This window comes from Streptomyces sp. NBC_00846 (genome assembly GCF_045207325.1).
GTDB lineage: Bacteria > Actinomycetota > Actinomycetes > Streptomycetales > Streptomycetaceae > Streptomyces.
Genome location: NZ_CP108846.1, coordinates 5,258,975 through 5,280,596, shown reverse-complemented (window position 1 = coordinate 5,280,596; position 21,622 = coordinate 5,258,975). Strand labels below are relative to the sequence as shown.

Sequence of the window (21,622 nt, the reverse complement as noted above, 5' to 3'; positions counted from 1 at the left end):
TCACCCCCGGTAGGGAGGTCCGGGGCCGGGCCGCCGTGTTGGATGGGAGGGTGTTCTCCTTCGCCCGGCCGCACCGCCACGACGTACTCATCGCCGCCATCGGTCTCTTCGGCGGTCTGTTCCTGTGGGTGCTCGGGCTGCACATGCAGGGCGACCGGCCCTTCGTCGCGCCGTGGGTCTCCCTGCTGCCGCTCGCCGTCGTCTCGGGGCTCGAACTGGTACGCAGGAACGCCCCGCAGGCGGCGCTGGTCATCGGCACGCTCGCGCTGGTCGCGGACCAGTTCACGGTCGGGAATCTGGCGACGGTGCTGATGTTCACCGACCTGATGTACGCGGCCGTGCTGTACGGGACACCGTCCGCCGCCCGTCGCATCCCGGTGACCACGTTCCTGATCACGGTCGCGGTCACGATCGGATTCCTGGCCTGGTTCCGTAACCCGCAGGCGGTGCTCATCGGCGTCGTCACGGGTATGGTCTCCTTCCTGCCCGCCATCACGGGGGTCAGCGTCCGCAACCACCGGGACGCCGCCGAGGCCGCCCTGCTGCGCGCCGATCAGACCGCGCTGCTGGCCGAGATGGACCGGACGCAGGCGGTGACCGCGGAGCGCGCCCGGATGGCCCGAGAGCTGCACGACATGGTGGCCAACCATCTTTCCGCCATCGCCATCCACTCCACCGCCGCGCTCTCCATCGACGAGCCGGACACCTCGCGCGAGGCGCTGGGTGTGATCCGCGAGAACAGCGTCGACGGCCTCGCCGAGATGCGCCGGCTGATCGGGCTGTTGCGCACCGGTGACGCGAACCCGGAGCCGAGCACCTCGCCGACGCTCGCCTCGCTGGACGCGCTGATCGGGCAGGCCCGTACGAACGCCGCGACAAGCGGTCTGACCTGCGTCTTCGAGGACGTCCGCGACGAGCGGGGGCCGCTGCCCGCACCGGTCGAGCTGGCCGCGTACCGGATCGTCCAGGAGTCGCTGACGAACGCGCTCAAGCATGCCGCGCCCGGCCCGGTGGTGGTGCGGCTCGGGTGGGCCGGGCCGCTGCTCGCCGTGGAGGTCAGCAGCGTGTTCGGCCGCCGTGCCGGGCCGCGCGCGCCCGGCACGGGGGCCGGTCTGGTGGGTATGCGGGAGCGGGTGGTGCTGCTCGGCGGAGCGATCGAGGCGGGTCCGGTGCGCACCGGCGACGGACCGATGATCTGGCGGGTACGTGCCGAACTGCCCGTGGCGGAAGGGAATGTGAAGGCATGACGATCCGGGTGGTGGTCGCCGAGGACCAGTCGGCCGTCCGTGCGGGGCTGGTGCTCATTCTGCGCAGCGCGCCGGACATCGAGGTCGTGGGCGAGGCCGGGGACGGCGAGGAGGCGGTGCGGCTGGCCCGCGAGCTGCGGCCCGATCTGGTGCTGATGGACGTGTCGATGCCGCGGCTCGACGGGGTGTCGGCGACCGCACAGGTGGTGGCCGAGCGACTCGCGGACGTGCTGGTGCTGACGACCTTCGATCTGGACGAGTACGTCTTCGGGGCGCTGCGGGCGGGGGCGGCGGGGTTCCTGCTGAAGAACACCGAGGCACGCGATCTGCTCGAAGCGGTACGTACGGTGGCACGCGGCGAGGGGCTGATCGCCCCGGCCGTGACGCGCCGTCTGATCGCGGAGTTCGCGGGGAACACCCCCGTACGGCCGGTGAACGCGCCCGATCCTGCGGTGCTCGACGCTCTCACCCGGCGGGAGCGCGAGGTGCTCGGTGCTCTGGGCGCCGGGCTGTCGAATGCCGAGATCGCGGTCCGGCTCTCGATGGCCGAGGCGACGGTGAAGACGCACGTCAGCAGGTTGCTGGGCAAGCTGGAGCTGCGCAGCCGGGTCCAGGCGGCGGTGCTGGCGCGGGAGTTGGGTATCTGAGGTTTAGCTCCGAACGTTGGTCTGGACCTCTTGACGATTGGTCCAGACCTTCCTAGTCTCACCGAGCACACTGCGGTGAGTGCACCATGACAAGGCGTGCTCAGGGCGGCGCAGGGTTTGCAGTCCACGGACCACCCCCGTTTGTCCGGACCTCACCCGAGGAGCACCGTTGAGCACTGAAACCCCCCTACACCGGACCCGGTTCAGATTCGGGACCGGCAGAGCCACCAGATCCAGAGCCGTCGCGGGCCTCACCGCGCTGCTTCTTCCGCTCGCCGCGATGGTCGGCCTGGCCGCCCCCGCCGAAGCCGCCACCTCGGCAACCGCCACGTACCTCAAGAAGTCCGACTGGGGCAGCGGCTTCGAGGGCCAGTGGACGGTGAAGAACACCGGCACCACCGCCCTCTCCTCCTGGACCATCGAGTGGGACTTCCCCTCGGGCACCGCGGTCGGCTCCGCCTGGGACGCCACCGTCACCGGCTCCGGAACCCACTGGACCGCCAAGAACGTCGGCTGGAACGGCTCGGTCGCACCGGGCGCCAGCGTCTCCTTCGGCTTCAACGGCACCGGCTCCGGTGCCCCCACCGGCTGCAAGCTGAACGGCGCCTCCTGCGACGGCGGCAGCGTCCCCGGCGACAACGCCCCCTCCGCCCCGGGAACCCCCACCGCGAGCTCCATCACCGACACCTCGGTCAAGCTGAGCTGGACCGCGGCGACCGACGACCACGGCATCAAGAACTACGACGTGCTGCGCGACGGCGCCGTCGTCGCCACCGTCACCGGTACGACGTACACCAACACCGGTCTCACCGCGGGCACGGACTACTCGTACACCGTGCAGGCCCGTGACACCGCTGACCAGACCGGTCCGGTCAGCGGTGCGGTCAAGGTCCACACCACCGGTGGCGGCGGCAACCCCGGCACCGGCGGCAAGGTCAACCTCGGCTACTTCACCGACTGGGGCGTCTACGGCCGGAATTACCACGTCAAGAACCTGGACACCTCGGGTTCGGCCGCGAAGATCACGCACATCAACTACGCCTTCGGCAATGTGACCGGCGGCAAGTGCGCGATCGGTGACTCCTACGCCGACTACGACATGGCGTACACCGCCGACAAGTCCGTCGACGGCGTCGCCGACACCTGGGACCAGCCGTTGCGCGGCAGCTTCAACCAGCTGCGCAAGCTCAAGGCGAAGTACCCGAACATCAAGGTGCTGTGGTCCTTCGGCGGCTGGACCTGGTCCGGCGGCTTCGGTGAGGCCGCGAAGAACCCGGCCGCGTTCGCCCAGTCCTGCTACGACCTGGTGGAGGACCCCCGCTGGGCCGATGTCTTCGACGGCATCGACATCGACTGGGAGTACCCCAACGCCTGCGGCCTGACCTGTGACACCAGCGGCCCGGCCGCACTGAAGGGCATCACCTCGGCGCTGCGCTCGAAGTTCGGCAGCAAGTACCTGGTGACGGCCGCCATCACCGCCGACGCCTCCACCGGTGGCAAGATCGACGCCACCGACTACGCGGGCGCCGCCCAGTCGCTCGACTGGTACAACGTGATGACGTACGACTTCTTCGGCGCCTGGGACGCGAAGGGCCCGACCGCCCCGCACTCCCCGCTCACCTCGTACAACGGCATCCCGCAGGCCGGCTTCAACTCCGCCGACGCCATCGCCAAACTGAAGGCGCAGGGTGTCCCGGCCTCGAAGCTGCTGCTCGGCATCGGCTTCTACGGCCGCGGCTGGACCGGCGTCACCCAGGACGCGCCCGGCGGCACCGCCACCGGAGCGGCCCCCGGCACGTACGAAGCCGGCATCGAGGACTACAAGGTCCTCAAGACCAGCTGCCCGGCCACCGGAACAGTCGCCGGTACCGCGTACGCGCACTGCGGCACCAACTGGTGGAGCTACGACACCCCGGCCACCATCGCGTCCAAGATGACCTGGGCGAAGGGCCAGGGCCTGGGAGGCGCGTTCTTCTGGGAGTTCAGCGGTGACACCAGCAACGGCGAACTCGTCGGCGCGATCAGCAACGGTCTGAAGTAGTCCCCCACTCAGTACCGCGCACCACCCCGAAAAGCAGCCGGGGAGACGGGTCCGCCCCCCGTCTCCCCGGCTTTTCGCATGCTGCTGTTCGAAAGACCCCAGGAGGGTGCTGAAGATCTTGGCCGGATCAGCGAGCGGCGTCCGGTGCGTGCAGCTGCAAGGCGCCGAAGCGGCCTCAGATGGGGCCTCCCCTGCTCGAACGCAGTTGAGAGCTTGAGGAAGGAGCTGTCAGGTCGTTTTGGCAACGCCGCAGGTGTGCGTACCAGGCGTCGGGAGCCCGGCCAAGATCTTCATGAGTCTTCTAGGCGACGTTGACCCGCTGGCCGGGCGGAGCCGCCTCCAGCCAGGCGAGGAATCCGGTCAGCGCGTCCTCGCTCATGGCCAGCTCAAGGCGGGTCCCACGATGAAGACAGCCGAGCACCACGGCGTCAGACAGGAGTGCCAGCTCTTCCTCGCCCTCGGGCAGCCGACGGGCGACCACCTCGATCGCGGAACGTTCCAGGCCCCGGCGCGGGCGCAGAGAGTACGAGAAGACCCGGAACCAGTCGATCCGGTCTCCGCTGTACCGGGCGACGCCATACACCCAGCCCTTGCCCGAGAGATCGGGCTCCTCCGGCACATTCCATCGCAGGCTGCAGTCGAAGGTCCCACCGGAGCGCTGAATCAGCCGCCGGCGCAGACCGAAGACGAAGAGTCCAACCATGACCAGTGCGACGACCAGCCCGCCCACCCACAGCGCGAGGAACATCTCCACCAACCTCCTCGCGTCGTCGAGTAACGGATACCGCCAGAACTACAACCGCATCTGCATCGCCTCAGCCGCGGCCCGGTCTGGAGGGGTCTCCAGCTCGGGCCGCGGCTGAGGGTAAAGCTACGTGGTCGCGGTGCGCTAGTGCGCCGACACCGCACGCAGTCGCACTTCGGCGCGCCGCTCGGAGGCGGCGTCCGTGTCCGACTTCGCACGCTCCAGCGCACGCTCGGCGCGCCGGACATCGATCTCGTCCGCCAGCTCCGCGATCTCCGCGAGCAGCGAGAGCTTGTCGTCCGCGAACGAGATGAAACCGCCGTGCACAGCGGCGATCACGGTCGCACCATCGCTCGTACGGATCGTCACCGGGCCCGATTCCAGCACACCCAGAAGCGGCTGGTGACCGGGCATGACGCCGATGTCGCCGGACGTGGTGCGCGCGACGACCAGGGTGGCCTCGCCGGACCAGACACTGCGGTCCGCGGCGACCAGCTCGACGTGCAGCTCAGCAGCCAAGGGTGGCTCCTCGGGTCACCACCCGGCCGTTCATGCCGGGTGTTGGGTCAATTCTACGGGGCGTGGTGAGGGGGACGGGACGCACCCGCCCCCCTCGGTGAGCCATCGGCTCAGGAGACGCCGAGCTCCTTGGCCTTGGCCTTGAGGTCATCAATGCCGCCGCACATGAAGAACGCCTGCTCCGGGAAGTGGTCGTACTCACCGTCGCAGATCGCGTTGAACGCGGCGATCGACTCGTCGAGCGGCACGTCCGAACCGTCCAGGCCGGTGAACTGCTTGGCGGCGTGGGTGTTCTGCGACAGGAAGCGCTCGACGCGACGGGCACGGTGGACAACGAGCTTGTCCTCCTCGCCCAGCTCGTCGATACCGAGGATCGCGATGATGTCCTGGAGGTCCTTGTACTTCTGCAGGATTCCCTTGACACGGCTGGCCGCGTCGTAGTGCTCCTGCGTGATGTAGCGCGGGTCCAGGATGCGGGACGTGGAGTCCAGCGGGTCCACGGCCGGGTAGATGCCCTTCTCGGAGATCGGACGGGAGAGCACCGTCGTCGCGTCGAGGTGGGCGAACGTGGTGGCCGGGGCCGGGTCGGTCAGGTCGTCCGCGGGGACGTAGATCGCCTGCATCGAGGTGATCGAGTGACCACGCGTCGAGGTGATGCGCTCCTGGAGCACACCCATCTCGTCGGCCAGGGTCGGCTGGTAACCCACTGCGGACGGCATACGGCCGAGCAGCGTGGAGACCTCGGAACCGGCCTGCGTGAAGCGGAAGATGTTGTCGATGAAGAGCAGCACGTCCTGCTTCTGCACATCGCGGAAGTACTCCGCCATGGTCAGGGCGGACAGCGCGACCCGCAGACGGGTGCCCGGCGGCTCGTCCATCTGGCCGAAGACCAGCGCGGTCTTGTCCAGGACGCCCGAGTCGGTCATCTCGTCGATGAGGTCGTTGCCCTCACGGGTGCGCTCACCGACACCGGCGAACACCGACACACCCTCGTGCAGCTTCGCCACACGCATGATCATTTCCTGGATGAGGACCGTCTTGCCGACGCCCGCACCACCGAACAGACCGATCTTGCCGCCCTTGACGTACGGGGTCAGCAGGTCGACGACCTTCAGGCCGGTCTCGAACATCTCGGTCTTGGACTCGAGCTGGTCGAAGGCCGGGGCCTTGCGGTGGATCGGCCAGCGCTCGGTGATCTGCGCCTCGGCCTCCGGCTCGTTCAGGATCTGACCGAGGGTGTTGAACACCTTGCCCTTGGTGATGTCACCGACCGGGACGGTGATGCCCGCACCCGTGTCGGTCACCGGAGCCTGGCGGACCAGACCGTCGGTGGGCTGCATCGAGATCGCGCGGACCACGCCGTCGCCCAGGTGCTGGGCGACCTCGAGGGTCAGCGTCTTACGGGCGCCGGCCTCGGCCGGGTCCGCTACCTCGACGTGCAGGGCGTTGTAGATCTCCGGCATCGCGTCGACGGGGAACTCCACGTCGACGACCGGGCCGATGACCCGGGCGACGCGGCCCGTGGCAGCGGCCGTCTCAACTGTCGTCGTCATTACTTGTCACTCCCCGCGGACGCGTCGGCCAGAGCACCTGCACCGCCGACGATCTCGCTGATTTCCTGGGTGATTTCGGCCTGGCGGGCCGCGTTGGCAAGCCGGGAGAGGCTCTTGATCAGATCCCCGGCGTTGTCGGTCGCCGACTTCATCGCGCGGCGGCGGGCGGCGTGCTCGGAAGCGGCTGCCTGCAGCAGTGCATTGTAGATACGGCTCTCGACGTAGCGTGGCAGAAGGGCGTCGAGGACGTCCTCGGCCGACGGCTCGAAGTCGAACAGCGGAAGGATCTCGCCCTTCGCACCGCTCTCTTCAGCAACCTTGTCGAGCGAAAGCGGCAGCATCCGGTCGTCGACCGCGTTCTGCGTCATCATCGACACGAACTCGGTGAAGACGATGTGCAGTTCGTCGACGCCGCCCTCGGCCGAGTCCTTCTGGACGACCTCGATCAGCGGCGCAGCGACGTTCTTGGCATCCGCATACGACGGGCTGTCGGTGAAGCCGGTCCAGGAGTCTGCGACCTTGCGCTCGCGGAAGCCGTAGTAAGCGACACCCTTGCGGCCGACGATGTACGTGTCGACCTCCTTGCCCTCACCTGCGAGCCGCTCCCGGAGCCGCTCCGCCGCCTTGATGGCGTTGGAGGAGTAGCCGCCGGCCAGACCGCGGTCGCTCGTGATGAGCAGAACCGCGGCGCGGACCGGGGACTCGGCCTCGGTGGTGAGCGGGTGCTTGGTGGTCGAGCCGGTCGCCACCGCGGTCACCGCGCGGGTGAGCTCGGTCGCGTACGGCATCGACGCCGCCACCTTGCGCTGCGCCTTGACGATGCGCGAGGCGGCGATCATCTCCATCGCCTTGGTGATCTTCTTGGTCGCGGTGACGGCTTGGATGCGGCGCTTGTAAACGCGAAGCTGAGCGCCCATCGATCAGCCCTCGCCCAGGAGCTTGCCGTCCGAGGTCTCGAACTGCTGCTTGAAGGCGGCGATCGCGTCAGCGATCGACTGCAGCGTGTCGTCGGACATCTTGGCGCCCTCGGCGATGCTGGTCAGGAGGTCCTTGCGCTCACGGCGCAGGTACTCCAGCAGCTCGCTCTCGAAGCGGCGGATGTCCTCGACCGGGACGTCGTCCATCTTGCCGGTGGTGCCGGCCCAGACGGAGACGACCTGCTCCTCGACCGGGAACGGGGCGTACTGCGGCTGCTTCAGCAGCTCGACCATGCGCTTACCGCGCTCCAGCGACGCCTTCGAGGCCGCGTCCAGGTCGGAACCGAAGGCGGCGAACGCCTCCAGCTCGCGGTACTGGGCGAGGTCGACACGGAGTCGGCCGGAGACCTGGCGCATCGCCTTGTGCTGGGCGGAACCACCGACACGGGAGACCGAGATACCGACGTTCAGGGCCGGGCGCTGGCCGGCGTTGAACAGGTCGGACTCCAGGAAGCACTGGCCGTCGGTGATGGAGATGACGTTGGTCGGGATGAACGCCGACACGTCGTTCGCCTTGGTCTCGACGATCGGGAGGCCCGTCATCGAACCGGCACCCATGTCGTCGGAGAGCTTGGCGCAGCGCTCCAGCAGACGCGAGTGGAGGTAGAAGACGTCGCCCGGGTAGGCCTCACGGCCCGGCGGACGGCGCAGCAGAAGCGACACGGCGCGGTAGGCGTCGGCCTGCTTCGAGAGGTCGTCGAAGATGATCAGGACGTGCTTGCCCTGGTACATCCAGTGCTGGCCGATGGCCGAACCGGTGTACGGCGCAAGGTACTTGAAGCCGGCCGGGTCGGACGCCGGGGCGGCGACGATGGTCGTGTACTCGAGCGCGCCGGCCTCTTCCAGGGCACCACGCACGGAGGCGATGGTGGAACCCTTCTGACCGATGGCGACGTAGATGCAGCGCACCTGCTTGTTCACGTCGCCCGAGCGCCAGTTGTCGCGCTGGTTGATGATCGTGTCGACGGCCAGAGCGGTCTTACCCGTCTGACGGTCACCGATGATCAGCTGACGCTGGCCGCGGCCGATCGGCACCATGGCGTCGACGGCCTTGTAGCCGGTCTGCATCGGCTCGTGCACCGACTTGCGGACCATGACGCCAGGGGCCTGCAGCTCGAGGGCGCGGCGGCTGTCGGTCGCGATCTCGCCGAGACCGTCGATCGGGTTGCCGAGCGGGTCGACGACGCGGCCGAGGTAGCCCTCGCCCACACCGACGGAGAGCACCTCACCGGTGCGCTGCACCGGCTGGCCCTCTTCGATACCGCTGAACTCGCCGAGAACGATCGCACCGATCTCGCGCTCCTCGAGGTTGAGGGCGAGACCGAGGGTGCCGTCCTCGAACTTCAGCAGCTCGTTCGCCATGGCCGAGGGAAGACCCTCGACCTTCGCGATGCCGTCGCCGGCAACGCTGACCGTACCGACCTCCTCGCGCGAGGCCGCGTCCGGCTTGTACGACTGGACAAAGTTCTCCAGCGCGTCCCGGATCTCCTCCGGCCGGATCGTGAGCTCCGCCATCTGGGTTCCCTGCTCTCCTTGTTGGGCCCGAAGTTTCTTAAGGGGGTCTGGGGGCCGACCCCCAGGAATCTTCTGCAATTTCTGCACGGCCCAACCGGGCCGCTGGTCTTGCTCTGTTCTGTTGCTGCGCTGTGCTCGTCAGCCGGCCATGCGACGGGTCGCCTCTTCGAGGCGCTCCGCGATGGTGCCGTTGATGACCTCGTCACCGACCTGCACCGTGATCCCGCCGAGGACCGTGGGGTCCACATCGAGATTCAGGTGCATCGGCCGACCGTAGATCTTCGCCAGCGCGGCGCCGAGGCGCTGCTTCTGCTGATCGCTCAGCGGTACTGCCGAGGTCACCACGGCGACCATGCGGTTCCGGCGCTCCGCGGCGAGCTTGGAGAGGGACTCGAGTCCCGCTTCAAGGCTACGTCCACGCGGCTGGGTCACCAGCCGCACGACCAGGCGCTCGGTGGTGGACCGTGCCTTGCCGCCGAGCAGGCTGCGCAGCAGCTCGCTCTTGGCAGCGGTGGATCCGGACCGGCCGGTGAGCGCGGCGCGCAGTTCCTTGTCGGACGAGACGATCCGGCCGAACCGGAACAGCTCGTCCTCGACGTCGTCGAGGTCCCCGCCGCGCTGGGCGGCGGTGAGGTCTGCGGTGTTCGCCAGTACCTCGACCGAGTCGACCAGGTCACGCGACTGCGACCAGCGGGAGCGGACCATGCCGGAGATCAGGTCGACGGCCTCGCCACCCACCTGACCGCGCAGCAGTCGTCCGGCCAGCTCGGCCTTGGCCTCGCCGGCCTGCGACGGGTCGGTGAGGACCCGTCGCAGTGAGACCTCGCGCTGGAGGAGCGCCGTGACGGCGGCCAGCTCCTCGGCGAGCTTCGCCGCGTCGACCGACGTGTTGTCGGTCAGCGCGTCGAGACGCTCGCGTGCGGCAGCCAGTGCCTCGCGGCTCGCGCCGTTCATCGGACGGCCTCGGCCTTCGCCTCGAGCTCGTCGAGGAAACGGTCGACGGTGCCGCTCTGCCGGGCGTGGTCCTCGAGGGACTCGCCGACGAGCTTGCCGGCCAGGTCGGTGGCGAGCTTGCCCACGTCCTGGCGCAGCGCGGAGGCCGCGGCCTTGCGGTCCGCCTCGATCTGGGCGTGGCCGGCAGCGATGATCTCCTCGCGCTGCCGCTGGCCTTCCGCCCGCATTTCCTGCAGGATCACGGCGCCCTGCTCCTGAGCCTCCTGGCGCAGGCGCGCGGCTTCGTGGCGGGCCTCGGCGAGCTGAGCCTTGTACTGCTCAAGCACGCTCTGGGCCTCGGTCTGGGCCGCATCGGCCTTTTCGATACCGCCTTCGATGGCCTCGCGACGCTCTTCCAGAACCTTGTTGATGTTCGGGAGGAGCTTCTTGGCGAGGAAGCCGAAGACGATGACAAAGGCGATGAAGCCAATGACGAGCTCAGGGATCGGCGGGACAAGCGGGTTTTCCGGCTTCTCCGCCGCGAGCTGAACCAGAGGGTTCACGTCAGTGCCTTCCGTCGGATGGTCTGTTCCCGACCAGTCAGGAGGTCGGGTAGACGAACGGCATGACCAGACCGATCAGGGCGAGCGCCTCACAGAAGGCGAAGCCGAGGATCTGGTTGGCGCGGATCAGGCCGGCAGCCTCGGGCTGACGGGCGAGAGCCTGCGTGCCATTACCGAAGATGATGCCGACGCCGACGCCGGGGCCGATGGCGGACAGGCCGTAACCAACGGAGCTGAGGGAACCGGTGACAGCGGCAAGGGTCTGGGACATGCCAGTTCTTCCTTCTCTTTCACGGACCGGCGGGGGTTGGCCACCGGACGACTGGGGGTATGGGAGGCGCGATCAGTGGTGCTCGGCGACAGCGCCCTGGATGAAGGTGCACGCCAGGAGCACGAAGACGTATGCCTGAACGGCCTGGATGAAGAGCTCGAAGACCGTCATCACGATGACCATCACGAACGACACACCCGCGTAGGCGATACCGATGCCGTTCAGCAGGTACCAGCTGGCGATGGTGAAGAGCAGCAGCAGCGTGTGGCCCGCGAACATGTTCGCGAAGAGTCGGACCGCGTGCGTGAAGGGGCGGACCAGGACGTTCGAGAAGAACTCGATGACCATGATCAGCGGCAGAACCCCGCCGAGCGACTTGTCGTAGCCGGTCAGGTTCTTGAAGCCACCGACGAAGCCGTGCCTCTTGAACGTGATGCTCATCCAGAGGACGTAGACGATCAGGGCCAGAGCGGCCGGGTACGCGATGACCGACGTCACCGGGAACTGGGCGAGCGGGATGATCGACCAGAGGTTCATCATCCACACGAAGAAGAAGATCGACACCATCAGCGGGACGTACTTCTCGCCCTCGCGCTTGCCGAGCGTCTCGTAGACGATGCCGCGGCGGACGAAGTCGTAGCCGGCCTCGGCGACCATCTGCAGCTTGCCCGGAACGACCTTCGGCTTACGGAAGGCAGCCCAGAAGAAGCCGACGATGATGACCGTACCGAGGAGCGCCAGCAGCATCGTCTTGTTGAAGTAGACGTTGCTGTTCGCGTCACCGAAGATCGGCTCGAACAGGAAAGAGTGCAAGCCAGGACCCGGGAAACCACAACCGGAGAAGATGTGGCAATCGGTCTCGAAGGCGAGCACCTGTGTCGGGTCAGCACTCACCGCGGGCTCCTTCAGCGTGGCGCATAGGTACGGCAACCTCGTTGTGTCGGCGCGGCGCGCAGCCGCGGTTCGGCACTGGACTGGTGTTACGGATGTGTGAGCGGCAGTCAGGCATTGAGCCTCGCGATCGAGCAGGCGTCAGCTCACATGCCCGCGCCCGCAGTGCCGCAGTTGGAACCGGACGATAGCAGGGTCCCGGACTCGCACTTATTCCGCCCCTACCCTTCACGTCTTCGACCCGGTGTTCTTGGGCTTTTCGCCCTTGTCGGACTCGGGTTCGACGTAAAGGATCTTGGCCTTCATGTGCGCACGCGTCTGTGCGCCGATCCACACGAGAGTCGTCGCGACCAGCGTGATCGCGAAGGCCCTCGGGTTGAACATGGTGGTGTTCTTGAATACGGCGACGAAAACGAACAACAGGAGAAGCTGAGTCGTATACAGCATCAGCCCCATCGCCTGGAACAGATGGGGCAGGGACCGCGCGGTCCGCTGCAGGACCATGAGTCCGATCCCCATGAAGAGGATCACCACGATCGTCGCAACGACCGCGCCCAGGGCTCCCTTGCCGCCGGCAACGCCACCACTGACGGCGGCAGCAACAGCGCCGGCGACAGCGGTGGGTACGGCGGCTTGAAGGAGAGTCCGGACGTCGTTGGACGGCATGGCGGCAGCTCCGCTTGCAGGGGGTGGGCAGTGTGTCGTCATGGACGAGCGTAGGCCCGGTCCGAGTCGGTGCCTCGGGCCGATGGACCGTGGCACTCAGGTCCTTCAACTCCGTTACCGGGCATCGTGAACGGTATCACAAACTATTTGATGAGGTCTTTACCAAGAAAGTGTGCCCGCTGTCACACACGTGGGCGAACCCGCGCGTGTGAGCAAGACAACTTTATGCCTTGTCTGGTATTGCCCCTCGATGACCAAATCGTCAACGTGCTGAATCAGCCGTGTCTCTGTCCGAAAGACGCGAACGGGGGCCGATCGCGGTCGCCCCGTTGACGCCGGAAACTCCCACGACGACCGGGGCCCTCTCCTGGAGCTCGTGCCCCTCCTGCCCCATCTGCGTGTCCAGGGGCCGCTGTTGGGCCTCGTCCGGAGCCGATGGTTCCGCGTCGGGCACCCCGTCCTTGCCGCGACGCCGACGGTAGCGGGGCGGTAGGAACCGTTCCGCCCAGTACGGCGCCTGCGGGGTGAACCGGGGCATCAACAGCAGTACGAGGCCCAGCGCGCTCAGCCCCATGATGACCAGCACGATCCACAGGGACGCCGAGTGCACGGAGTAGCCGACCGCACCGAAGGCGATCAGCGCCGACCAGAAGTACATGATCAGCACGGACCTGCTGTGCGAATGGCCGATCTCCAGCAACCGGTGGTGCAGATGGCCGCGGTCCGCCGCGAACGGCGACTGCCCGTTCCAGGTACGCCGCACGATCGCCAGGACCAGGTCGGCGGCCGGGATCGCGATGATGGTCAGCGGCAGCAGCAGCGGGATGAAGACCGGCAGCATCGCGTGGGTGGCCTCGCGCTCACTGCCCGCGAAGAGCTTCATGGTGTCCGGGTCGACCTGCCCGGTGACGGAGATCGCGCCCGCCGCCAGCACGAGGCCGATCAGCATCGAACCCGAGTCGCCCATGAAGATCCGGGCCGGATGCATGTTGTGCGGCAGGAAGCCCAGGCACATGCCCATCAGAATCGCCGTGAAGAGCGTCGCGGGGGCCGCGGCCTCGATCATGTGCCCGTACCAGAGCCGGTACGTGTACAGGAAGAACGCGGCGGAGGCGATGCAGACCGTGCCCGCCGCGAGACCGTCCAGACCGTCGACGAAGTTGACCGCGTTGATCGTGATGACGACCAGGGCGACCGTGAGCAGCGTGCCCTGCCACTGAGTGAGCGCGACGGTGCCGACGCCGGGGATCGGCAGCCACAGGATCGTCAGGCCCTGGATCACCATGACGGCGGCGGCGATCATCTGCCCGCCGAGCTTGATCAGTGCGTCGATCTCGAACTTGTCGTCCAGCACACCGATCAGCCAGATCAGCGCGGCCCCGGAGAGCAGCGCCCGCGGCTCGCTGGAGAGTTTGAAGACCCAGTCGAGGTTGTACAGATGCGACGCGACGATCAGCCCCGCGCACAGCCCGCCGAACATGGCGATGCCACCGAGCCGCGGTGTCGGTTCTCGGTGGACGTCACGCGCACGGATCGCGGGCATCGCCCCGACCGCGATGGCGAATTTACGCACCGGGCCGGTCAGCAGATAGGTCACCGCGGCCGTGACACAGAGCGTCAGCAGGTAATCACGCACGGGCTGCCCCACAGATTTCGCCGGCCATCTCAGCCCACACCTTAACGAGGTGGGACCCGTGGTTGAGGACACGGAGGACGGGCCGATGGTTGCACGGACCAGGTCTACGCCGGATAGGGCGGATATTTCCGGGCCAGCTCCCGGACCTCCGCCCGGATGTCGCCCTCCTCACGCACCGCCGCTCCGAAGAGCGCCGCCAGCCGCGCCATGTCGGCGTCGTCCATGCCCTGGGTGGTGACGGCCGCGGTGCCCAGTCTGACGCCCCGGGCGTCCCCGTACGGAAGCGCGCAGGTGTCCAGCACCAGGCCGGCCGCTGCCAGCCGGGCGCGGGCGACCGGGCCGTCGACGCCGAGCGGGGCCGGGTCCGCGACGATCAGGTGGGTGTCCGTGCCGCCCGTGGTGATCTCGAAGCCCTCGGCCGCCAGGCCGGCCGCCAGCACCCGGGCATGGGCCACCACACGATGGGCGTAGTCCGTGAACGCGGGCGTGGCCGCCTCCCCGAACGCGACGGCCTTCGCAGCGACCGTGTGCATCTGCGCGCCACCCTGCGTGAAGGGGAAGACCGCCCGGTCGATGCGCTCGGCCAGCTCCGCACCGCACAGGATCATCCCGCCGCGCGGACCGCGCAGCACCTTGTGCGTGGTCGCGCAGACCACATCGGCATACGGCACCGGGCTCGGCGCCGCTCCCCCGGCGATCAGTCCCATCGGGTGCGCGGCGTCGGCGATGAGGTACGCGCCCACCTCGTCCGCGATGTCCCGGAAGTGTTCGTAGTCGGGATGGCGGGGGTACGAGATCGAGCCGCTGACGATCGCCTTGGGGCGGTGCGATCGGGCCAGGGTGCGCACCTGCTCGTAGTCGATCAGGCCGCTCTCGGAGTCGACCCCGTATCCGATGAACTCGAACCAGCGGCCGGAGAAGTTGGCGGGCGAGCCGTGGGTGAGATGTCCGCCGTACGGGAGTCCCATCGCGAGCACCGTGTCGCCGGGGCGCAGCAGGGCCGCGTACGCGGCGAGGACGGCGGAGGAGCCGGAGTGTGCCTGGACGTTGGCGTGTTCGGCGCCGAAGAGCTCGGTGGCCCGTCGGCAGGCGATGCGTTCGGCGGCGTCGGCGTACTCGCAGCCGCCGTGGTAGCGGGCGTCGGGGTAGCCCTCGGCGTACTTGTTGGCGAGCGGTGAGCCGAGGGCGGCCAGGACCGCGGGCGAGGTGAAGTTCTCGGCGGCGATCAGCTGCAGGGTGGTCGACTGCCGGTGCAGCTCGCCCAGGAGCACGGCGGCGATCTCCGGATCTTCCCGGAGCAGGGCGCCGAAGTCCTGCGGCAGGCTGGTCCCGGCGTCGGAGGGGGATGCGGCAGGAGTGATGACCGGCATCGGGAAGCTCCGGGCCTGGGGAGGGGTGCGCTTGGGTCAGCTCCAAATGTAGGCCCGGAAGAAGCCCCCTGCCCGCTGTACGGCGACGTCGTACACCCGCCCGGCCCCCCAATGCCCGGTCCGGGCGTACAGCCGTCGGAGTGGCGTCGGAGCGGTCTGCGCCCAGTGCGGGGCCGGTACCCGGTGAACACCGTTCCGGACACGCCGCTCGGCCCCGGGGGGCCTCCCGGGCTTCGGCCCGCTGCGCCGGCCTCCGGCCGTCGGGGCGGGCGGCAGGGCCGCGTCCTCAGTGGTCGGCCGTAATGCCCGTCAGGGCCGTGACGACCGGGTCGAGGGCCTGGTTGAACACCACTCCCCACGCGCCCCTCGCACCGCTCGGCCCCGGGGGGCCTCCCGGGCTTCGGCCCGCTGCGCCGGCCTCCGGCCGCCGGGGCGGGCGGCAGGGCCGCGTCCTCAGTGGTCGGCCGTAATGCCCGTCAGGGCCGTGACGACCGGGTCGAGGGCCTGATTGAACACCACTCCCCACGCGCCCCTCGCACCGCTCGGCCCCGGGGGGCCTCTCCCGGGCTTCGGCCCGCTGCGCCGGCCTCCGGCCGCCGGGGTGGGCGGCAGGGCCGCGTCCTCAGTGGCCGGCCGTAATGCCCGTCAGGGCCGTGACGACCGGGTCGAGGGCCTGATTGAACACCACTCCCCACGCGCCCCTCGCACCGCTCGGCCCCGGGGGGCCTCCCGGGCTTCGGCCCGCTGCGCCGGCCTCCGGCCGCCGGGGCGGGCGGCAGGGCCGCGTCCTCAGTGGCCGGCCGTAATGCCCGTCAGGGCCGTGACGACCGGGTCGAGGGCCTGGTTGATCTCGTCGCCGATGGACCGGAAGAACGTGATCGGGGCGCCGTACGGGTCATACACCTCGTCGGCGTCGGCGGTGGGGGCCAGCAGCCAGCCGCGCAGCGCGGCCGCGGCGCGGACCAGTGCGCGGGCGCGTTCGACGACGCCCTCGTCACGCGGGTCGGGCAGCGTGGCGGGGTCTATGGCCCGGACCAGCCGGGTGAATTCCTTGAGGGTGAAGGTCCGCAGGCCGGCCGAGTGACCCATCGAGATGACCTGGGCCCGGTGGTCGCGGGTGGCGGTGAGCACCAGGTCGGCGCGGATCACGTGCTCGTCGAGGAGTTCCCGCCCGACGAAGCCGGTGGTGTCGGCGCCGAAGTCGGCGAGGACCGTCTCGGCGTTGGCCTCCATGGGGGCGCCTTCATGGCCCCAGGTGCCCGCGCTCTCCACGATCAGTCCGCCCTGCCGCGGATCGCCGAGGCGGTCCACCAGGGCGTGCCGGGTGAGCCGCTCGGTGATCGGCGAGCGGCAGACGTTGCCGGTGCTGACGTGGAGGATGCGGAAAGTGTCGGCCCGCCCCGCTATGCCACGCCCCTCGGGGGCGGTCAATTGGCCACCTCAAGGTCGGGTACCACCTTGCGGAGTTCCTCGACGGAGAGCGCGCCCGCGCGCAGCAGTACGGGGACCTTGCCGGTCACGTCGACGATCGACGACGGCACGATGCCGGGCGTCGGGCCGCCGTCGAGGTAGACGGAGACGGAGTCGCCGAGCATCTCCTGGGCGGCGTCGCAGTCCTCGGGGGACGGGTGGCCGGTGAGGTTGGCGCTGGAGACGGCCATCGGGCCGACCTCGGTGAGCAGCTCGATGGCGACCGGGTGCAGCGGCATCCGGACGGCGACGGTGCCACGGGTGTCCCCGAGGTCCCACTGGAGCGACGGCTGGTGCTTGGCGACGAGCGTGAGGGCACCGGGCCAGAAGGCGTCGACGAGTTCCCAGGCCTGCTCGGAGAAGTCGGTGACCAGCCCGTGCAGGGTGTTCGGGGAGCCGATCAGGACGGGGGTCGGCATGTTGCGGCCGCGGCCCTTGGCGTCCAGCAGGCCGGCGACGCCCTCGGAACTGAAGGCATCCGCACCGAGCCCGTACACGGTGTCGGTGGGCAGCACGACCAGTTCGCCGCGGCGGACGGCGGACGCGGCTTCACGCAGACCCGTCGTACGGTCGGTCGCGTCGTTGCAGTCGTATCGCCGTGCCATCAGCCGGCCTCCTCAAGCGTGTACGGGTAGGGCGGGTACGGGTCGTGCGGGCGGTGGCCGCCGGTCACGGCATGGCCTTGCGGGCCGTGGCGAACCGCGGCCGGTTGTTCAGGTCGGGGTGGTCGGCCGCGTCGGCCCAGCCACGCTCCTCGGTGAAGATCCACGGCACCTGGCCGCCCTGGGTGTCGGCGTGCTCGATGACGACGAGGCCGCCGGGGCGCAGCAGGCGGTGCGCGGTGCGTTCGATGCCGCGGATGGTGTCGAGGCCGTCCTCGCCGGAGAAGAGGGCCATCTCCGGGTCGTGGTCGCGGGCCTCGGGTGCCACGTACTCCCATTCGGTGAGCGGGATGTACGGCGGGTTGGAGATGACCAGGTCGACCTGGCCGTCGAGCTCGGGGAGGGCGGTGAGCGCGTCTCCCCGGTGGACGGTGACCCTGGACCCCTCGGCGTTCTTCCTGGTCCACTTGAGGGCGTCGTCGGACAGCTCCACGGCGTGCACGCGGGAGCGCGGCACCTCCTGGGCCATGGCCAGGGCGATGGCGCCCGAGCCGCTGCACAGGTCGACGACGACCGGTTCGACGACGTCCATCGCGCGTACGGCGTCTATCGCCCAGCCGACGACCGATTCGGTCTCCGGGCGGGGGACGAAGACGCCGGGGCCCACCTGGAGTTCCAGGTAGCGGAAGAAGGCGCGTCCGGTGATGTGCTGGAGCGGTTCGCGGGCCTCGCGGCGGGCGATGGCCTCCCAGTAGCGGGCGTCGAAGTCCGCGTCCGGCACATGGTGCAGTTCGCCCCGCTTGACGCCATGCACGAACGCGGCGAGTTCCTCCGCGTCGAATCGCGGGGAGGGCACACCGGCGTCGGCCAGCCGCTGAGTGGCCTGGGCCACCTCGGCGAGCAGCAGGTTCATCGCGGTTCTCCGTACGGGTTACGGGTGGGGCGGGCTTTGCTTATGCGGCAGCGAGCTTGGCGGCGGAGTCGGCGTCGACGCAGGCCTGGATCACCGCGTCCAGGTCGCCGTCGAGCACCTGGTCCAAGTTGTACGCCTTGAAGCCGACGCGGTGGTCCGAGATCCGGTTTTCCGGGAAGTTGTATGTACGGATCTTCTCGGATCGGTCGACCGTACGCACCTGACTGCGTCGTACGTCCGAGGCTTCCTGCTCCGCGGCCTCCTGGGCGGCGGCGAGCAGGCGCGACCGCAGGATGCGCATGGCCTGCTCCTTGTTCTGGAGCTGGCTCTTCTCGTTCTGGCAGGAGGCGACGACGCCGGTCGGCAGGTGGGTGATGCGGACCGCCGAGTCCGTCGTGTTGACGGACTGGCCGCCGGGGCCCGAGGAGCGGTAGACGTCGATACGGAGATCGTTGGCATGGATCTCGACGTCGACCTCCTCGGCCTCGGGCGTGACGAGCACGCCGGCGGCGGAGGTGTGGATGCGGCCCTGGGACTCGGTGGACGGCACCCGCTGCACGCGGTGCACCCCGCCCTCGTACTTCATCCGGGCCCACACGCCCTGGCCGGGCTCGGTGGCACCGTTGCCGCCCTTGGTCTTCACGGCGACCTGGACGTCCTTGTAGCCGCCGAGCTCGGACTCGGTGGAGTCGATGATCTCGGTCTTCCAGCCGACGCGCTCGGCGTAGCGCAGATACATCCGCAGCAGGTCGCCGGCGAACAGGGCGGACTCGTCGCCGCCCGCGCCCGCCTTGATCTCCAGGAGCACGTCCTTGTCGTCGCTGAGGTCGCGCGGGACCAGGAGGAGGCGGAGCTTCTCGGTGAGCTCTTCGCGCTGCTTCTCCAGGTCCTTGACCTCGGCGGCGAAGTCGGGGTCGTCGGCGGCCAGCTCGCGGGCCGTCTCGATGTCGTCCCCGGTCTGCTTCCAGGAGCGGTACGTGGCGACGATCGGGGTCAGCTCGGCGTAGCGCTTGTTGAGCTTGCGCGCGTTGGCCTGGTCTGCGTGGACGGACGGGTCCGCGAGCTTCTTCTCAAGATCGGTCTGTTCACCGATCAGTTCCTCGACCGCCTCGAACATCTTCGGGCTCCTGGTTTCTTCATTCGAACGTGCCTGCTGGACGGCCTGCTGCTGTCCGGGCCGGGATGGGGGACGGCCCCGTACCCCGGGCCGGAAAAAGCGCCGGTCTCGACGCCCCCGGGAAGAGGGCACCGAGAACCGGCGCAGTGGCTCGCTACTTGCTGGCGGAGCCGGCAGCCTTGCCGAAGCGGGCCTCGAAGCGGGCCACGCGGCCACCGGTGTCGAGGATCTTCTGCTTGCCCGTGTAGAACGGGTGGCACTCGGAGCAGACGTCGGCGCGGATGTTGCCGCCGCCGATGGTGCTCCGGGTCGTGAACGACGCGCCACAGGTGCAGCTGACCTGCGTCTCGACGTACTCGGGGTGGATGTCGCGCTTCAAGGGATTCTCCTAGATTCGGGAGGGCACCGGGTCGTACGCGCGGATTGCGCGTCCGTGAACCGGGGCCGACGTACCAGTCTGCCAGGACCGGCCGTATCTCCCAAAACCGGGGGCGGGCCGCACGTATTCCCGGTACGCGTTCCCGGTACGCGTTCCCGGTTCGCATTCCGGCCCGCGTTCCGGGCCTGCCCGGCCCCCGGTCACTGGACGATGCGGCCCGCGGCGCCCTTGTCGCCCGCCGACTTCTCGGTGGCGGAGGCGGGAATCGCCTTGTCCTGCTTGAGCGCCGTCCAGACCTGCTGGGCTGACTCCGCCAGCGGTACGACACGGTTCGGGTCGGCCGGGTCGTACTGGACGGGCAGCGTGACCATGTGGACGTTCTTCGAGCCGAGCCCCTTGAGGCCGTTCGCGAAGCCGGTGAGCTGCGTGACCGAACCCAGGTCGGAGTCGGTGGTGATGGCCTTGGTCGCCGTGTCCGCGAGGTCGAAGAGCGTCTTCGGGTTGGAGTACACGCCGACGCTCCTGGCCTGTTCCATCAGCGCCTTGATGAACGCCTGCTGGAGCTGGATGCGGCCGAGGTCGCTGCCGTCGCCGACGCTCTTGCGGGTGCGGACGAGACCCAGCGACTGCTCGCCGTCGAGGGTGTGGGTGCCGGGCTCCAGATTCAGATGGCTCTTGGTGTCGTGGATCGCCTCGGTGGTGGTGATCTTCACGCCGCCCAGCTCGTCGATGAGCTTCTTGAAGCCGGTGAAGTCGACTTCGAGGTAGTGGTCCATGCGGATGCCGGACATCGACTCGACGGTCTTGACCGCACAGGCCGGTCCGCCGACCTCGTACGCCGTGTTGAACATGGCACGCTGCTGGCCCGCGACGGTCTTGCCCGTGGTGTCGCTGGTGCAGTCGGGGCGGGTGATCAGGGTGTCGCGCGGGATGGAGACGACGGAGGCCGACTTGTGGCCCTTGTCGAGGTGGACGACCATCGCGGTGTCGGAGCGGGCCGTGCCCTCGTCGGCACCGTACGCGGAGTTCGCGCCGGAGCGGGAGTCCGAGCCGAGCACGAGGATGTCCTCGGAACCGTTGTCGACGTTGCCGGGGCGGTTCTTGCCGAGCGCCGCGTTGATGTCGACGGCCTTGAGATTGCCGTTGAGTTTGGAGTAGGCGTATCCGAGCCCACCGCCGCCGACGACCACGGCGCCGGCCAGGGTCCAGGCACCGATCACCGTCGCCCTGCGGCGACGGGAAGGCTTCTTCCGGCGTTTGCCGGTGGGGCGTATTCGGCCACCGCTCCTCTGCTCGGTCATCCGTCTCCTTCGGTCGTCAGCTGTTCCCGGACCGGCCGTCCCCTGCAACGGTGTTCGGGCACTGGCTCCTCGGCTTATTCACTGGCTCGGGCGACTTGTCGGTACTTCGTACGACGCCGCGGCCCGAAGAAGGGTTGCACAGCAACCTGTCACGACCGAGTGAGGACGGCATGGGGGCAAAGGGGTGTACGCGATGGATGAACGGTCGGTGATCCGGCGCTCACCTGCGGTTTCTTGCCCGTTACAGCCATTGCTGCGGCACCCGG

21 protein-coding genes are annotated in these 21,622 nt (G+C 68.8%); 3 read left to right on the top strand and 18 right to left on the bottom strand.

Translation table 11 applies throughout. From position 1 onward, the window contains the following. Window positions 1-50: 50 nt before the first annotated feature. The 3 genes from OG936_RS24440 (at window position 51) to OG936_RS24430 (ending at window position 3,935) form a co-directional block, all read left to right on the top strand. Entirely contained in the window at window positions 51-1,247 is a 1,197-nt protein-coding gene (locus OG936_RS24440; RefSeq protein ID WP_406500589.1) for a sensor histidine kinase, read from the top strand. Continuing rightward, window positions 1,244-1,894, top strand: coding sequence for a response regulator (locus tag OG936_RS24435; RefSeq protein ID WP_383750960.1), 651 nt, complete (start codon window positions 1,244-1,246; stop codon window positions 1,892-1,894). Before OG936_RS24440 ends, OG936_RS24435 begins: the two co-directional genes overlap by 4 nt. A 169-nt stretch (window positions 1,895-2,063) precedes the next feature. Next, a complete protein-coding gene (locus tag OG936_RS24430) occupies window positions 2,064-3,935 on the top strand; it encodes a glycosyl hydrolase family 18 protein (protein ID WP_406497445.1) in 1,872 nt (623 codons plus the stop codon). Window positions 3,936-4,236: 301 nt separating this feature from the next. Here the strand turns inward: OG936_RS24430 and OG936_RS24425 are convergent, their stop codons facing one another. The 18 genes from OG936_RS24425 to OG936_RS24340 form a co-directional block, all read right to left on the bottom strand. After that, window positions 4,237-4,683 (bottom strand): DUF2550 domain-containing protein, encoded by a 447-nt coding sequence (locus OG936_RS24425; RefSeq protein ID WP_406500587.1) that lies wholly within the window; start codon window positions 4,681-4,683, stop codon window positions 4,237-4,239. 141 nt (window positions 4,684-4,824) lie between these two features. After that, a complete protein-coding gene (locus OG936_RS24420; RefSeq protein ID WP_406497443.1) occupies window positions 4,825-5,199 on the bottom strand; it encodes a F0F1 ATP synthase subunit epsilon in 375 nt (124 codons plus the stop codon). A gap of 110 nt (window positions 5,200-5,309) precedes the next feature. After that, window positions 5,310-6,752 carry a F0F1 ATP synthase subunit beta gene (atpD, locus tag OG936_RS24415; RefSeq protein WP_266905398.1) on the bottom strand — a complete coding sequence of 481 codons (1,443 nt, stop codon included), beginning with the start codon at window positions 6,750-6,752 and terminating at the stop codon, window positions 5,310-5,312. Further along, window positions 6,752-7,669 (bottom strand): F0F1 ATP synthase subunit gamma, encoded by a 918-nt coding sequence (locus OG936_RS24410; RefSeq protein WP_406497442.1) that lies wholly within the window; start codon window positions 7,667-7,669, stop codon window positions 6,752-6,754. Before OG936_RS24410 ends, atpD begins: the two co-directional genes overlap by 1 nt. Window positions 7,670-7,672: 3 nt before the next feature. After that, window positions 7,673-9,244 (bottom strand): F0F1 ATP synthase subunit alpha, encoded by a 1,572-nt coding sequence (atpA, locus tag OG936_RS24405; RefSeq protein WP_266748597.1) that lies wholly within the window; start codon window positions 9,242-9,244, stop codon window positions 7,673-7,675. A 138-nt stretch (window positions 9,245-9,382) separates the two neighbouring features. Next, complete coding sequence (locus tag OG936_RS24400; RefSeq protein ID WP_406497440.1) at window positions 9,383-10,198, bottom strand: F0F1 ATP synthase subunit delta; 816 nt, start codon at window positions 10,196-10,198, stop codon at window positions 9,383-9,385. Then, window positions 10,195-10,740, bottom strand: coding sequence for a F0F1 ATP synthase subunit B (locus OG936_RS24395; RefSeq protein WP_072483719.1), 546 nt, complete (start codon window positions 10,738-10,740; stop codon window positions 10,195-10,197). The genes OG936_RS24400 and OG936_RS24395 overlap by 4 nt, the downstream gene beginning before the upstream one ends. A gap of 37 nt (window positions 10,741-10,777) precedes the next feature. After that, complete coding sequence (locus tag OG936_RS24390; RefSeq protein ID WP_072483720.1) at window positions 10,778-11,011, bottom strand: F0F1 ATP synthase subunit C; 234 nt, start codon at window positions 11,009-11,011, stop codon at window positions 10,778-10,780. Window positions 11,012-11,083: 72 nt separating this feature from the next. Further along, window positions 11,084-11,920, bottom strand: coding sequence for a F0F1 ATP synthase subunit A (atpB, locus tag OG936_RS24385; RefSeq protein ID WP_406500585.1), 837 nt, complete (start codon window positions 11,918-11,920; stop codon window positions 11,084-11,086). Window positions 11,921-12,130: 210 nt separating this feature from the next. Further along, the gene (locus OG936_RS24380) at window positions 12,131-12,568 is read right to left on the bottom strand and encodes a hypothetical protein (protein ID WP_266748593.1); all 438 of its coding nucleotides are present in this window, start codon (window positions 12,566-12,568) and stop codon (window positions 12,131-12,133) included. A gap of 262 nt (window positions 12,569-12,830) precedes the next feature. Then, window positions 12,831-14,216: an MraY family glycosyltransferase gene (locus tag OG936_RS24375; protein ID WP_406497438.1), complete on the bottom strand. Its 1,386-nt coding sequence runs from the start codon at window positions 14,214-14,216 to the stop codon at window positions 12,831-12,833. A 92-nt stretch (window positions 14,217-14,308) separates the two neighbouring features. Beyond that, a complete protein-coding gene (gene glyA, locus OG936_RS24370) occupies window positions 14,309-15,574 on the bottom strand; it encodes a serine hydroxymethyltransferase (protein WP_406497437.1) in 1,266 nt (421 codons plus the stop codon). A gap of 789 nt (window positions 15,575-16,363) precedes the next feature. Then, the gene (locus tag OG936_RS24365; RefSeq protein WP_406497436.1) at window positions 16,364-17,005 is read right to left on the bottom strand and encodes a protein-tyrosine-phosphatase; all 642 of its coding nucleotides are present in this window, start codon (window positions 17,003-17,005) and stop codon (window positions 16,364-16,366) included. Continuing rightward, a complete protein-coding gene (locus tag OG936_RS24360; protein ID WP_406497434.1) occupies window positions 17,002-17,649 on the bottom strand; it encodes an L-threonylcarbamoyladenylate synthase in 648 nt (215 codons plus the stop codon). The genes OG936_RS24365 and OG936_RS24360 overlap by 4 nt, the downstream gene beginning before the upstream one ends. A 64-nt stretch (window positions 17,650-17,713) precedes the next feature. Beyond that, window positions 17,714-18,559, bottom strand: coding sequence for a peptide chain release factor N(5)-glutamine methyltransferase (gene prmC, locus OG936_RS24355; protein ID WP_362204641.1), 846 nt, complete (start codon window positions 18,557-18,559; stop codon window positions 17,714-17,716). Between the two features lie 40 nt (window positions 18,560-18,599). Then, window positions 18,600-19,676, bottom strand: a complete 1,077-nt coding sequence (gene prfA / locus OG936_RS24350) for a peptide chain release factor 1 (protein WP_406497433.1) — start codon at window positions 19,674-19,676, stop codon at window positions 18,600-18,602. Window positions 19,677-19,830: 154 nt separating this feature from the next. Beyond that, a complete protein-coding gene (gene rpmE, locus OG936_RS24345) occupies window positions 19,831-20,055 on the bottom strand; it encodes a 50S ribosomal protein L31 (protein ID WP_037689259.1) in 225 nt (74 codons plus the stop codon). A gap of 200 nt (window positions 20,056-20,255) precedes the next feature. Beyond that, the gene (locus OG936_RS24340; protein WP_406497432.1) at window positions 20,256-21,356 is read right to left on the bottom strand and encodes an LCP family protein; all 1,101 of its coding nucleotides are present in this window, start codon (window positions 21,354-21,356) and stop codon (window positions 20,256-20,258) included. Between the last annotated feature and the right edge of the window lie 266 nt (window positions 21,357-21,622).